The organism is Levilactobacillus cerevisiae, assembly GCF_003946245.1.
Classification (GTDB): domain Bacteria; phylum Bacillota; class Bacilli; order Lactobacillales; family Lactobacillaceae; genus Levilactobacillus; species Levilactobacillus cerevisiae.
The window spans coordinates 1-13,826 of record NZ_RHNN01000023.1 but is presented as its reverse complement, the minus strand read 5'-3'; the positions used below and the strand labels follow the sequence as shown (position 1 = coordinate 13,826).

Genomic DNA, 13,826 nt, shown 5'->3' with positions numbered 1-13,826 from the left:
ATATCTGACATTTCAAAGGAGGGTTGACCGTGAACCGGGTCAAAGACTATCGCAAGCAAGCCGGCCTCACGCAGTTTGAATTGGCACAACAAGTTACGGTGGCACGGCAAACCATTAACCTGGTAGAAAATGATAAATACAATCCATCACTTGACCTGTGTTTACGGCTAGCCAAAGCCCTCCACACGGATCTCAATCACTTATTCTGGGAGGAATAATCATGAAAAACGGGGAAAGTTTTCGTGATAGAGTTGTTAAGCACTTTTTCAATATCAGCGGGGATTTCGACGAGTATAAACGCCAAGAGGCTAACCGTATCGGCACTAACGCCATGCTATTCTGCCTGCCAGCTCTTTTTCTAGGCCCCCTCGTCGCCTTATTTTGGGCAACGACCGCGCCCGAAACCGCCTTGGCCGGTCTAATTATGTTCAACGTTGCTTTTATTGCCTTGATCATTTGTCCTTACATCATGACTGCTAGTCGGCGAGCCCACCTGACGGATCATGAAGTTTCGGCCAAAGATATGGCAGCTGCTCGCTGGCACATCCTGTGGGTCGCCATCGGTCTGACGCTGTATTTTGGCATCTTCATGTACTTGGAACAGGCTTTTCTTGACACCCTTTTTGACAAAACGCCCCTGATGCAAGGCTTGACTTCTAGCCATAATATTCAGGGTGCCGTGGTCAGCGGTGTTTTCTTTGGCGTCTTCATGGGCCTGATCGACCTCGTGCGCCTAAAGAAACAATGAGCAGTCACCAAAGGCGTCACCTTCTCTGAGAAAACCAGATTAGCGTGACGCCTTTTTGCGGCTATTTATCATTTTTTTGATAACGGAACACAATGGCATAAAAACCAAAGTTCACGACACTGAGAATTAAAATCAGGCCAAACGCCAGCTGACTCCCAATCGCCGTCTCGTGGGCGTAAGACATACCGCTGACTTTAACCACTGACATCAGGGCCGCCAGAATCGTGGTTCCAATTGAACCGGCAAACTGTTGCCCGGTATTGTAAATGGCATTGGCGTCGGCCCGTTGACTCATGTCAACCTCCTTTAACCCGTTGGTCAGCGTGTTACTAAAAGCCATCGACCGCCCAATACTAAAGACGATATACATGACCGAAATCACCACGATGCTGAGGTGCCGTCCGAAAATGGTGAAGACCAGCGCCGCAATCAGAAACAACGTACTCCCCATTAGAATTGGCAACCGCGCGCCGTGTTCATCCAGCAAGTGGCCGAACCACGGTTGCAGGATCGCCGTGATCAGACTGCCGGGCAACAGCATTAAGCCCCCAATCAACGACGTCGCGCCCACCACAATCTGCGCGTAGTTTGGCAGGGCAAAGTTAATCCCAATATTACAAAATTGTAGGATGAAGTAGGCAAAGAAGCTGTAGGTGAAAACTGGATTCTTGAAAATTTCCAGTTTCAACAGTTGATGCTCGCTGTGTTTGGCCAACGCGATGTAGCCCCAGATGGCCACGAGTGCCAAGCCCACGCCACCGAGAAACTCCCAACTGAGTGCGCCGGCCGTCGACACGCTGTTCAGGCCAAGGGTGAAACTGATGAAGGCCACCGCCAGCAATAAGAACTGGCCCCAATTGAATTTCACCTGCTGGACCGGCGAGAATTGTTTAATCCCACCCAGGCCCAAGACCAAGATGATGATTTCAACCGGCATGGTGGACCAAAAGATCATCCGCCAGTTGGCCAGGTAAACCATGATACCACCGAACGTGGGCCCACTCGCTGGCGCAATCATGAGAATCAAACCGGCCATCCCCATGTAAAAACCGAGCCGGGAGCGCGGTACACTTTCAACCACGATGTTAAACATTAACGGAATCGCGAGCCCCGCACACCCCGCTTGAATCAGCCGGCCAATCAATAAGATTGGAAAGTTAGTTGCGAGCGCACAAATTAAATCGCCGAGAATAAATGCCAACGCGGCAGCCACGAATAATTGCTTGTTCTTGAAGCGTTGTTTCAAAAAGGCCGACGTAATCATGAGTAACGCCACGGTCAGGAGGTACCCAGTCGTGATCCATTGCACGGTATTCAGCGACACGTGCATCTGTTTCATCAGTGTGGGAAACGCCACGTTCATGGACGTTTCCACTAGAATTCCCAAGAAAGCCATCAAGGCAATCGCGAAGATGGCGATCAGGTTTCCCCGGGGCACCTTCTCGGGGCGGACAGTCGTTTGCAAGTCAATCTCTTCTCTCTAAATTTAGCATTACTATCCATGATACGCATTTTCGGAGGGAATTGCATTGGTCAATTTGAATTAAATCGTTTTCACGGCAAAATAAAAACGCGGGAGCCTAAGCTTCCGCGTTCCATTCGGCTTTATATTCGGCTAAAAAGTCTAACATCACCTGCTGGCGGTGTTCGGCTAACTGCTTGGCCGCCGTCGTATTCATCAGGTCCTTGAGCGTTAAGAGTTTTTCGTAGAAATGGTTGATGATGGTTTCGTTATCCAGATTCCGGTACTCGGCGTGGGTCATCTCCGTGCGCGGCTTCACGGCTGGATCATAAATCTTTTCGCCAAAGTGACCACCAAAGTAAATCGCCCGGGAAATCCCAATGGCCCCAATGGCGTCGAGGCGATCGGCATCCTGCACGATTTGGCCTTCCAGTGGCAACGGTTTGGCCGTGCCATCCAGCGTCTTGTGGTAAGACATATTGTCCATAATCAGAAAAATCGTGTCGATTTGCGCAGACGTAAAATCCTGGTCAGTCAAGAACTGACGGACTTCCGCACTGGCTGCGGCGGTGTCAGCGACTAATTTTTCATCAATGACATCGTGGAGGTAGGCGGCGGTCAGTGTTTCCAAGTGATCGGCCGCGGGGTACGACTGGCTAATGCGGTCGGCGAGGCCCACGACCCGTTGGATGTGATCGAAGCCGTGGCCGGTCTCGTCATCCCCCATTTTGGCTTGCGAAAATTGACGTACTGCGGTTAAAATTGTGGTTTCTGTCATGACTTGTCCTCCTGCTTAGGGTCTGTTGGCGACGCGTCCGTTGGTGGCACCCCAACGAAACCGTAGAAAAAGAGGTGGAGTAGTTGCTCGCCCAATTTCTTATACGTCGCCGGTTCAATATCTGCCGTGCTCATATAGGAGACGTACATGTTTAAGTATAGCAGTAATGCCTGGTTAGAGATGTCCGGATTGATCATCCCTGCCGCGCGACCGCGGGCAACGACCGAGTCCCAGAATGTCTTCTCACCACTATCATAGGCTTCTCTGACGACCGTACTACCTAATTTACTTTGCATTTCATCCGTCACAAATTGGTAGAAGTCCGAATGAATCTTGGCGCCCATTTGTACTTTATTGATCATCATCGTCTGGATAATTTCCGGAAAGGTCAGCTGTTGGTCGTCAATCAGCTTTTGAAAATCAGCGTAACCCTGATTGATGATTTCAATCACGACCTGATGTCCCAAGCTCAACTTACTATCAAAATATTTATAGAGAGTCACCTGGGACACGCCCGCCTCGTCCGCCACGTCTTTGATGTGCGTGGCCTTGTAGCCATCCCGGGTAAAGAGGGTCACACCTGCCGCCAAGATTGCCTGCCGTTGATGTGCCTTCCGTTCCTGATTGGTTGCCATTTCTCTTCACCACCCCTAGTCCACTATCGCTACTGTTTAGTTTATCATACCGCAAATTAGGTAAGAATTTAATTTTAGTGAACTATTTTTATACAAAAGTTCACCTTTTCGTTGACTTTCGGTGACTAGGGGCTTACGATGTAAACGATTTTAAAACTGTGAGGAGGGGATTACTCATGACAAATCCTGTGCTTCAGATTAACCATTTACAAAAAAAATTTGGCCACTTTCAAGCGTTAAAAGACATTACGTTTGACGTGCGTCCCGGTGAGGTCTTTGGTTTTATTGGCCCCAACGGCGCGGGAAAGTCGACCACTATTCGGGTCTTATTAGGCATTATCCGGGCTTCCAGCGGTGACGCCACCATCTTTGGCCAAAATGTTTGGTCCGCCAGCGTTGCGATTCACCAACGACTGGCTTATGTGCCTGGCGACGTCTACCTCTGGCCCAATCTGACTGGCGGGGAAATCATTGATCTCCTCCTTAAGATGAACGGCACGGCCCACACTGCCAAGACGGACGACCTGATTAAGCAGTTCGGCTTAGACACCACCAAGAAGGCGCGGACCTATTCCAAAGGAAACCGGCAGAAGGTCGCCTTGATCGCGGCCTTCTCACAAGACGCCGATTTTTATATTTTTGACGAACCCACCTCTGGCTTGGACCCGTTAAACGAACGGATCTTTCAAGACGCGGTCATGGCGCTCAAAGCCGCTGGCAAGGCGGTGCTGCTCTCCAGTCACATTTTATCCGAGGTTGAGCGCATGTGCGATCGGATCGGGATTATCCGCGAAGGGCAAATCATTGAGACCGGCAGCCTGGCGGAGATGCGGCACTTGACGCGGACCATGATTACCGTCACGTTAGGCGATGACTTCGATGTCACCAGCCTCCCCGGCGTGCATGGGGTCGAAGTCGGCCACGCGCCTCGTGAATGGCAGTTCTCCGTTGAAGATGAACACCTCAGTGCCGTGATGAGCACGTTGGCCCAACATCAAGTTGTCGCCTTGCAAAGTACCCCACCCACGTTGGAAGACCTTTTCATGCACTACTACACGGGAAAGGAGTGACGACCATGTCTCGTTTTGGACGTACCGGTCAGCTGATTCGCCTGAACTTTCGGCGGGATCGGTTCCGGATTCTCATGTGGATTGTCCTCCTCGCGGCCCTAATGGCCAGTGTCGCCTGGAAGTTTGAAGATATTTACGGCTCCACCAGCGAAATCAACGCCATCAAGAGCACGCTGGAGAGTCCCGGAATTATCGCCATGTTTGGCGCCTTTTCCTTCACGGGTAAGGTCACCACGGCAGAAATCTTTGCCAACGAAATGCTGCTGTTTATGGCCTTGATTCAAGTGGTTATGAACCTGGCCCTCAGTGTTCACGCGACCCGTGCCGAAGAGGACTTGGGTATTACGGAATTGGTCCGCGCCCACGCCGTCGGGACCTTAGCGCCCTTGGCAGCCGCTGCCAGTGAACTCATCTTGGTGAACGGTGTCCTGGGTGTGCTCTACAGTCTCGGTTTAAGCGCCGCTAACATGCCTGGTGCCAGCACCGAGGGTAACTGGCTGATTGGGTTGGGCTTGGCCGCTACCGGCCTGCTATTCGGGATGCTGGGCCTATTGACCGCCCAAGTGGCGGATCACTCTTCCAGCGCCACCGGCCTGGCCTACACGCTATTTGGCGTCAGCTACCTTGCCCGGATGATTACGGACGTACAACACCCCAAGCTCACCTGGTGGTCACCTCTGGGTTGGGTGGAAAAGCTCGCCCCTTACAATAACCCGCACTGGTCCCCAATTTGGTTAAGCCTGGGTCTTGCCGCAATCCTGTTGTGGCTGGCCTTTCTTGCCAATAACCACCGCGACTTGGGCGCCGGTGCCATCACCACGCGACCCGGTCGTGATCACGCGTCGGCCCTTCTCCGGGGTCCCGCCAGCCTGGTTTGGCGGCGCCAACGCAACGTGATTATCGCCTGGATCGTCGCGGTCATTATCTTTGGGATTGCCTATGGCACCGTCTTCAATACGATTGGGGATATTTTGAAAACCAACCCGACCATGCAACAGGTCTTTGGCTCGGCCATGGTCCACGAGGCCAACCATCAGGTGCTGTTGAGCTTCACGTCACTCCTGTCGATCGTCATGGCCGCCGTCGCCATCATCCCCGGGATGCAGCTGATTCTAAAGGTGCACACCGACGAGACGCGTGGCTGGCTGGAGGCCCTGTACGCCCGACCACTGAGTCGGACCCACCTGCTCTTTAGTTACGTGGGAATTGCCTTTGTCACTAGTACACTGGCCTTCATTGGCGGTCTGGGCGGCATTGTGGTCATGGGGGATGCCAGTCTGACGCACACGACAGACGGCATCAGTGCCGCTGAGTTCTGGCAAGGCATTGCCGCTCAGTTACCCGAAATCTGGGTCTTCCTCGCCCTCACCGTCTTATTAGTCGGCTGCTGGCCGCGGGTGAAGGCGTTCAGTTGGTTCTACCTCGCGCTGGGCTTTATCAGCGTCTACATGGGCAGCCTGCTGAAGTTACCGAAGTGGACTGAAAAAATTACGCCCACTGGCTGGATGACCCGAGTTCCCCTACACGACGTCAACTGGACCACCTTTAGCTGGATGATTGTCCTGGCCATTGGCCTCGTCATCATCGGTTGGGTGGGCTACCGCCGACGTGATTTGCAAATGAGTTAAATAACTGGTTTCATTGAGTCGCTGACTTGCTTTGGTTAGCGGCTTTTATCTTACAGCGAACGCGTGAATCAGGATGCCGCACCCATCTTCCTGGAGCCGGCGAACTAGCAAGTTCGTTTCACTAGCTTAACCGACTATAAATCAAATAGCAAGTATTAACCATTAATAATATTATCTATATTTCATTACAATTAAGGTTATATCAACCGCTGCAGGTCAGTCATGGCTTTTTAGTTCAATCGGTTAACTCATAACTAACCAACCATTTTCATTAGATATTTCTCGCAATTCCGCAAAACATCGGGTATGCTAGGAATACGTTGGCTCCCCCAGCCATTTAGACGTAAACAAAACCGCACCCTTCTCTAGTTTGAGAAGTGGTGCGGTTACGTTTATCTATTCGTCTTTTATTGAATCACAACGTCATAATGGTTGCCCGTGATGGCCGTCCCGCGGTCATGCACGACACCCATTCCTAACGGCGTCATAATCTTGGTCCCAAATGCCACGTTGGCCGGCGCCGCAACAACGCGGTAACCGTTTGGATCCAGTCCGTTCGCGCTGATACTGGTCCCATCGGCGGTCGTACTGCCGGAGTAATACGTCCATTTATTACCGTTTAAATAAACAACGCCTTGGCTTTCAAATTGGGCCTCGCTAATCGTGGCCCCAGAGGCACTACTACTGCTTGTCGTACTGGTTGTGCTACTGGTCGTCCCAGTCGTGGCCGTGCTGGTCGTGCTGCTTTGGCTCGGTGCACTAACGCTCGTGTTCTTAACGGGTGCGTATTTGCTATAGGTACTAGTCTGTGGTTGGTAGTGATAGCTTTGCGCCGGCGCTTGGTACGTGCTGGCATTCGCTGTGACGCTGGAAAAACCGATACCGGCTGCTAGGACAGCTGCGGCGCTAAATGTCGTAATCATTACTTTTTTAATCATCAAATGGTTCCTCCCTTTTTGATGACCCTAGCTTACCGCCTGCATGTCTCAAAGCCGTTAGTGAACCATTACCGATCGGTTAAAGAATCCGGGGTTACATGACAAAATGACACGGTTTTTACCCAACTGTCATAGTGGTCAAGAAAACATTAAGCCCCCATTTAAGGTTGCGCTAACATCGTTCTGTTACGGTATAATGAGGCTATGATAACGGTTTCCTTAGGAGGGCTTCGATGCACTTACATTACGATTTACGGGGAAGTGGCACCCCCATCGTCTTCATTCACGGCGCGGCCATTGATCACGACGCCATGGAACAGTGGTTTGAGCCATTATTTGCTGGGCAAATGCACACGCGGCTCTACATAGATTTACCCGGTATGGGCGCCACGCCACCCCTGCCACCAGCTCAGACCGATAGTGACCACGTTCTGGCCGCCATCGCCGAAACCGTGACGGCCGTCCTGGGTGACCAATCCTTTGACGTGGTCGGCTATTCCTACGGCGGCTACCTGGCCTTAGCGTTGGCCTACCAGGAACCGACGCGCGTGCAACGCTTGTTTTTGGTCTGCCCGACGTTGACCGGTATCCGGGGCGAGCGGCACGTGGCCGAGCACCGGATCATTCAGTCGGCGCCAATCGCCGTGGCCGCCGCGAATGCGGACTACTTTGCCAACTACCATAAGGTGACGGTCGTGCAAAACCCGCAAACTTGGCAAGCCTTTCAAACGCAGGTCATCCCCGGTATTCGCCGGACCAACCTAGATGCGCTCCATCAGCTACATCGTGATCACGGCACCCACTACCGGCTCAGCTTTGAGGACCAGCTAAAGGCAACTAACTTTGCCCAGCCAATCACGCTGTTGTCCGGCCGCCACGATGTGACCATTGGCTACACCGATCACGAGGCCTTCATGGCACACCAAGTCAACGGGACGTTTGGCCTATTCGCTAACGCGGGCCACAACCTGCCCATCGACCAGTACCCAATGATGGCGGCGTATTTCACCCAATTCTTACGTGAAAGCTAGTCATGACAATCACCGTAACTGACTGGGCGCCGTTGAGCAGAGCACATCGTTGCCTTTAGGACTATTAATCAGTCGCTTTCTGCCATCCCCGCGTCATTCGGTCAATCACAACCCGCCACAGTCCTGGGAACCGCTGGGCAAAATTTGCACTCAGACGGTCGCTGAGACTATTGAAGTATCGGCGTTTCGGTCGTTTCTCAGTTGCGGCCCGGTAAAAGACCCGTGCTAAGTCCTCTACCGTCGCAATGGCCTGGTAGTTTTTAGACATCGTGATCACGCCAGCTAATTGCCGGGCATAGGGCGAACCCGCATGTGTGTTGCGGTCAAAGCTCGCCACCATGTGATCAATGAACGCCGACTGGGTGGCACCCGGTTGGACCACGACTGAGCGTAAACCAAACGGCGTAATCTCTGCGTTCAAGGTGTCGCTCCAATACTGTAGTGCTGCCTTACTGGCGCCGTAATAGCCCCCCGTCGGCATATAACTGGACCCCATCCCGGAAGAAATATTGACGATGCGGCCCTTTTTTTGAGCACGCATCGTGGGCAAGACCAGCTGGGTCAGCTGCATCACGCCGAAAAGGTTCGTCGCAAATTCTTTCTTCACTGATTCAATGGCGACCTCTTCAACCGCGCCGTACTCGCCGTAGCCCGCTGCGTTAATCAACACGTCGATTCGGTGATTCTCCTGCAAGGCTTGGTCCACAAATGCCTGGTTGTCGACTGAACTGGTAATGTCGACCCGAATCGCATGAATATTGGGACCAGTTGGAATCTTTTCTTGTCGGCGAGCTCCCCCGTAAACGATCCAGCCCTTATCCGCAAACAGTTTAACCGCCGCAGCCCCCATTCCACTTGAGGCACCCGTAATTAACACAACTTTTTTCATTTGACATTCGCTCCTTTTATAAGTGACTAATCAGTTATTTAAACAGCAAAAATAAAAGCACTACTTTTTCAGTGCCTTCACAATCATCGTAATCGTCGTGGCGACCACCGCAGGGGATAACTGCGGATCGCGCTGAACCATGCCAACCAAGATTTCAAAGAAACCGGCAATGACCTCCACCGGCGCATCCACGTAGGCTGGGTCAGCCTGAATTTCATGGAACAGCTGTGCCAAGGGATCATCGACCTGTTGACCAAACGCCAAGGCCTGGTCATCCAACATCTCTTGGGCATTCCACAATGTCCCCAGGAATTTTGCCTCCTTGGGATGCGCCTGATACTGCGTCACGGAATAGGCCAGGGCCCGCTGAATCCGGTCCGCCAATGCACCCGTTCCCAGCGCCGTGGTTAGCCCCGCATGCAGTTCCGTCTTGATGTTGACGTATAGCCGACTCAGCAGGTCCGTCTTCCCATGATAGTAAATGTAAATCGTTGCCGGACTCACGCCAGCCCGCTGTGCCACTTTAGCCGTGGTCAGATTGGACAGGCCTTCCGTCATACATAAATCCAACACGGATTCGCGAATCGCTTGTATTTTGTTGTCATCTCTTTTTCGCATAGCCCTATAATAACTGATTAGTTAGTCACTTACAAGAACTTTCGCACATGACCATTAAAAAAAGCGCGGCCCAGTCACTCGGGTCGCGCTTTTCAGCAACAAAATTTATTTAGATAACCGTTCCACGTCGCGAACAATCATTAATTCTTCGTTAGTTGGGACCACCAGCACCTGAACCTTGGCGCCGTCAGGGCTGACGATGTGTTCTTCACCACGGAAGTCATTCTTGGCGGGATCGATGGCGATGCCAAAGTAGTTCAGCTTGTCCGCCACGGCTTGCCGCATGTCGACACCATTTTCACCGGAGCCGGCCGTGAACACGATGGCGTCCACGCCGCCCAGTTCGGCGATGTAACTGCCGACGTAGCTGACCACGCGATCGACAAACATGTCCAGCGCTAATTTAGACTTCGGCCGCTCGTCCTGCGTGTCTTCCAAGTCCCGTTGGTCGGGGGACAGCTCGGAAATGCCCAGCAGACCGGACTTGTGGTTGAGCACGTCGATCATTTCTGGCATCGTCTTGTGCAGCTTTTCGGCCAAGAAGGCCACTAGCGACGGGTCAATGTCCCCAGAACGGGTCCCCATCATGACACCGGCCAGTGGCGTGAAGCCCATCGAAGTGTCGAGCGCATGGCCGTCCTTGAACGCGGTCACGGATGACCCGGAGCCCAGGTGCAACGTAATCATTTTCAAATCAGACAATGGCTTGCCCAAGATTTCAGCCGTGCGGTGGGCCACGTAGCGGTGACTCGTGCCGTGAGCGCCGTACTTGCGGGCACCGAATTTTTCATAATATTCGTACGGAATGCTGTACATGTAATTGACCGCGGGCATTTCCGTGTACAAGGACGTGTCAAAGACCGCTACCTGTGTGGCTTCCGGCAGTAATTGTTGGAAGACCTCGACGTAGTAGGCTTGGACCGGGTTATGTAACGGCGCGTAGTCCTTCAATTCCTTGATCTGCTTCAGGACGGTGGGCGTGATGACGGCGGAATCCTTGAAGACTTCCCCCCCAGCCACGACCCGGTGACCGACGCCGGTGATTTCGCTCAGGTGTTTCACGATGCCGTAAGACTTCAGCCGCGTCAATACCATCGCTGCCGCCAGCTTGTTGGTGATATTATCCTGCGTGTCCGTAATTTTCTTGCCATCGGGTAGCTTTACTTTGAAAATGGAGCCGGGCAGATTCAACCGGTCGACCATCCCCGATGCGATAACGGTCTCCTCCGGCATGGAAAAGAGTTTCCATTTCAATGTTGAACTACCTGCGTTAATTGCCAATGTTTTTGCCATGAGTCGTGTCTCCTCCCAATCTTTTCTCGGTTATTTCCCAGTTTAAACGATTCTGTAACCGCTTTCAAGAAAAGATTGACTTTCTGTGAGAATTTTTAGTTAGGCTTTGCATAGCCGCAAGCCGTGAAAGCCTGAGCATTAAACGTGATGCCTGACCGTTACCCGGCCACAGAACGTCGTCCACTCCCGGACTGCCGGCCATTTCGACCAATAAAAAAAGCCCTGACAACGTCACGAGCTCGTTAATTATAAATTTAGAACCAGCCGTAACCTAACCAGTGCTGCTTGGCCTTGGTCCACGTGCCGTAGCGGCTGTGGGCGTAACTGTCAGCGGTCTTTTCCTGGTTGGCCTTGCTGTAATCACCCTTCAACATGGAAACGGTGAGTTGATACTTGCCGTAATACCGGCCGTTGCGGGCGCGGTAGTTACCACCGGATTCCTTGACGGCGATCCAGGCCTTGGCCCGTTGTTCCTTCTTGGACAAAGAACAAACGTAGGTAACGCTGGCCTCGGCGGTCGTTGCTGGCGTCATAACGGACGAAACGCTAGGCAGGGCCATTGAAACGACCATGACGATTAACATGAACATAGTTTTAAGTTTCAAATGGGTTCCCTCCTAACGAAATTGTTAAGAATAGTTTAACGTTCTTAAGTTACAGCCGCGTTGTCCCTATGTTACAAAACGGTGACGCCCCACCCCACTTTTGACAGTTTGGTGTAATATAATGTCGTTTAAGCCCGGTGTAGCCACGAAAAAACGACGGTCAGCTTTATCGGCTTCACCGTCGTTTCCTGAGTTATTTACTTAATTGACCGTACTAAATCGGGTTTAGTACCAGCCGTTTGCTTGCCAGAAGGCCTTCGCAGCTGCCCATGAACCGTAACGGGAGCTCACGTAAGAGTTGGCAACCTTTTCCTGGTTGGCGGCTGAGTAGTCACCGTTCAGGTAGGACTTGCTTAATTGGTACTTACCGTAGTAGTTACCGTTCGTTGCCGTGTAAGAGCCACCAGATTCCTTGCTAGCGATCCAAGCCTTGGCTGAAGAGTCTGAGCTGGAAGTCGTTGAGGAAGCCGTAGAGGCGCTGCTAGTGGTGCCAGTTGAGGCGCTCGTGCTAGCTTGGCTACTGTAGTTGCTGCTAGTGCTGGTTGAAGCGGCACTGTTCGCAGCGGTCGTTGATTGACTAGGCGTCGTGGATGCCGCGCTAGTCGTTGCAGTTGAGGCGGTTGACGTTGTTGAAGTGCTCGTAGCGTCAGGGATTTCTAAGGATTCACCCACGTAAATCAAGTTAACGTTCTTTAAACTGTTTGCTTTTTCAATTGAAGAAATGCTGGAGTTGTATTGGTTAGCGATCTTGGCAACCGTGTCTCCCGACTTAACCGTTACCCGGACGTCGGCGTTGGCGGAAGTTGTGCTGGCAAATAACCCGGCACTTAATACGGCTACGGTACCTAACGTAGAAACTAAAACTTTTTTGATATTCATAGAAATGAATGTCCTCCTTTTGAGTAGTGGAAATGTCATGCAATTACTTAACGAGACCTATCATAACCCGCGGACGTTACACCGTGATTGTTCCTGAGTTACACCCACGTTAAGAAAAACCGGCTTAAATGACAAACCGTAATGTGGTTAATAAGGTTGCAACATTAACCATGTTTGCGACCGCTTTCGTTGCGGGGGTGTGACGGAAAACGGGATTGTTACGGGATTTTCTGGATTTAAAAACGTTAATTTGAGAATTGATTTGGTGGATTTTTTTGGTTTCTTCTATAGAGTTGGTGATTTTGGGGGTGGTGAGCGGTGTGAATTGCTGACGAGATTGGGCGGGCCACGGAGTGTTGTTGGCTGGTTTTGAGACGTTTTTAAACTTGCTTGGTGCTGTTCAGTGAGGCAACTGGTTCCGCTTAACAACGCTAAGCAAAGACCCCAAGCCCGACTTTCGATTCAAATTATCTTGCTTTAGTTCGTTAATCTTTCTCTCGCCATTCAATCCTGGTCCTGGCAGCCTCCGAAACGTGCTACGCGAGCCAGGTCCCTGCGCTTAACCTTGCCCCTGGTTTTCTGTTTGAGGCTTGGACTTTCTTTTCAAGTCATCTTGCTTTAGTACGCTAATCTTTCTCTCGCCACTAAATCCTGGACCTGGCAGCCTCCGAAATGTGCTACGAGAGGCAACTGGTTCCGCTTAACAACGCTAAGTAAAGACCCCAAGACTGACACGGTCGTTTCAAATTATCTTGTTTTAGTGCGTTAATCTTTCTCTCGCCACTAAATCCTGGTCCTTGCGGCCTTCGAAACGTGCTACGCGGGGCAGGTCCCTGCGCTTAACCTTGCCCCTGGTTTTCTGTTTGAGGCTTGGACTTTCTTTTCAAGTCATCTTGCTTTAGTGCGCTAGTCTTTCTCTCGCCACTAAATCCTGGACCTGGCAGCCTCCGAAATGTGCTACGAGAGGCAACTGGTTCCGCTTAACAACGCTAAGCAAAGACCCCAAGCCTGACTTTCGCTTCAAATTATCTTGTTTTAGTTCGTTAATCTTTCTCTCGCCATTCAATCCTGGTCCTGGCAGCCTCCGAAACGTGCTACGCGAGCCAGGTCCCTGCGCTTAACCCCGGTTCAGCAATGACCCAAACCCGGGGTCATCACTGAACCGATGTTAATGCGGTTCTATGTCAACTGTTGTTGGTAATTCCATTTATAAAATTGTCTAATCCTTTGAGATTAGGCAATTTTTTTTGAG

Annotated in this window: 14 protein-coding genes; 5 read left to right on the top strand and 9 right to left on the bottom strand. The window is 51.6% G+C overall.

Annotated elements, in window-relative coordinates; genetic code table 11:
• Positions 1-29 precede the first annotated feature (29 nt).
• Together EKM99_RS11085 and EKM99_RS11080 are read left to right on the top strand one after the other, a co-directional pair.
• Complete coding sequence (locus EKM99_RS11085; RefSeq protein WP_125583489.1) at positions 30-218, top strand: helix-turn-helix transcriptional regulator; 189 nt, start codon at positions 30-32, stop codon at positions 216-218.
• Positions 219-220: 2 nt separating this feature from the next.
• Positions 221-748, top strand: coding sequence for a DUF3278 domain-containing protein (locus tag EKM99_RS11080; RefSeq protein WP_125583488.1), 528 nt, complete (start codon positions 221-223; stop codon positions 746-748).
• A gap of 61 nt (positions 749-809) precedes the next feature.
• Here EKM99_RS11080 and EKM99_RS11075 read toward each other — a convergent pair whose 3' ends face one another.
• The 3 genes from EKM99_RS11075 to EKM99_RS11065 all read right to left on the bottom strand — a co-directional run bounded on the left by EKM99_RS11075 (position 810) and on the right by EKM99_RS11065 (position 3,623).
• Positions 810-2,144 (bottom strand): MFS transporter, encoded by a 1,335-nt coding sequence (locus tag EKM99_RS11075; RefSeq protein WP_125583525.1) that lies wholly within the window; start codon positions 2,142-2,144, stop codon positions 810-812.
• 184 nt (positions 2,145-2,328) lie between these two features.
• A complete protein-coding gene (locus EKM99_RS11070; protein WP_125583487.1) occupies positions 2,329-2,988 on the bottom strand; it encodes an HD domain-containing protein in 660 nt (219 codons plus the stop codon).
• Positions 2,985-3,623 (bottom strand): TetR/AcrR family transcriptional regulator, encoded by a 639-nt coding sequence (locus EKM99_RS11065; RefSeq protein WP_125583486.1) that lies wholly within the window; start codon positions 3,621-3,623, stop codon positions 2,985-2,987. The genes EKM99_RS11070 and EKM99_RS11065 overlap by 4 nt, the downstream gene beginning before the upstream one ends.
• A 176-nt stretch (positions 3,624-3,799) precedes the next feature.
• On the opposite strand from EKM99_RS11065, the gene EKM99_RS11060 reads away from it, so the two are divergent.
• Together EKM99_RS11060 and EKM99_RS11055 are read left to right on the top strand one after the other, a co-directional pair.
• Complete coding sequence (locus EKM99_RS11060; RefSeq protein ID WP_125583485.1) at positions 3,800-4,693, top strand: ABC transporter ATP-binding protein; 894 nt, start codon at positions 3,800-3,802, stop codon at positions 4,691-4,693.
• A 5-nt stretch (positions 4,694-4,698) separates the two neighbouring features.
• The gene (locus tag EKM99_RS11055; RefSeq protein ID WP_125583484.1) at positions 4,699-6,321 is read left to right on the top strand and encodes an ABC transporter permease; all 1,623 of its coding nucleotides are present in this window, start codon (positions 4,699-4,701) and stop codon (positions 6,319-6,321) included.
• 407 nt (positions 6,322-6,728) lie between these two features.
• On the opposite strand, the gene EKM99_RS11050 is transcribed toward EKM99_RS11055, so the two are convergent.
• The gene (locus EKM99_RS11050) at positions 6,729-7,259 is read right to left on the bottom strand and encodes a hypothetical protein (RefSeq protein WP_125583483.1); all 531 of its coding nucleotides are present in this window, start codon (positions 7,257-7,259) and stop codon (positions 6,729-6,731) included.
• Between the two features lie 233 nt (positions 7,260-7,492).
• Here EKM99_RS11050 and EKM99_RS11045 point away from each other — a divergent pair, with 233 nt between their 5' ends.
• Positions 7,493-8,290: an alpha/beta fold hydrolase gene (locus tag EKM99_RS11045; protein ID WP_125583482.1), complete on the top strand. Its 798-nt coding sequence runs from the start codon at positions 7,493-7,495 to the stop codon at positions 8,288-8,290.
• A gap of 64 nt (positions 8,291-8,354) precedes the next feature.
• Here the strand turns inward: EKM99_RS11045 and EKM99_RS11040 are convergent, their stop codons facing one another.
• The 5 genes from EKM99_RS11040 to apf form a co-directional block, all read right to left on the bottom strand.
• Positions 8,355-9,179: an SDR family oxidoreductase gene (locus EKM99_RS11040; protein WP_125583481.1), complete on the bottom strand. Its 825-nt coding sequence runs from the start codon at positions 9,177-9,179 to the stop codon at positions 8,355-8,357.
• 60 nt (positions 9,180-9,239) lie between these two features.
• Entirely contained in the window at positions 9,240-9,797 is a 558-nt protein-coding gene (locus tag EKM99_RS11035) for a TetR/AcrR family transcriptional regulator (RefSeq protein ID WP_125583480.1), read from the bottom strand.
• A gap of 105 nt (positions 9,798-9,902) precedes the next feature.
• On the bottom strand, positions 9,903-11,090 hold the full coding sequence (locus EKM99_RS11030; RefSeq protein ID WP_125583479.1) for an acetate/propionate family kinase: 1,188 nt from the start codon (positions 11,088-11,090) through the stop codon (positions 9,903-9,905).
• Between the two features lie 254 nt (positions 11,091-11,344).
• The gene (locus EKM99_RS11025; protein ID WP_125583478.1) at positions 11,345-11,695 is read right to left on the bottom strand and encodes an aggregation-promoting factor C-terminal-like domain-containing protein; all 351 of its coding nucleotides are present in this window, start codon (positions 11,693-11,695) and stop codon (positions 11,345-11,347) included.
• 225 nt (positions 11,696-11,920) lie between these two features.
• A complete protein-coding gene (apf, locus tag EKM99_RS11020) occupies positions 11,921-12,574 on the bottom strand; it encodes an aggregation-promoting factor (RefSeq protein WP_125583477.1) in 654 nt (217 codons plus the stop codon).
• Positions 12,575-13,826: the final 1,252 nt, after the last annotated feature.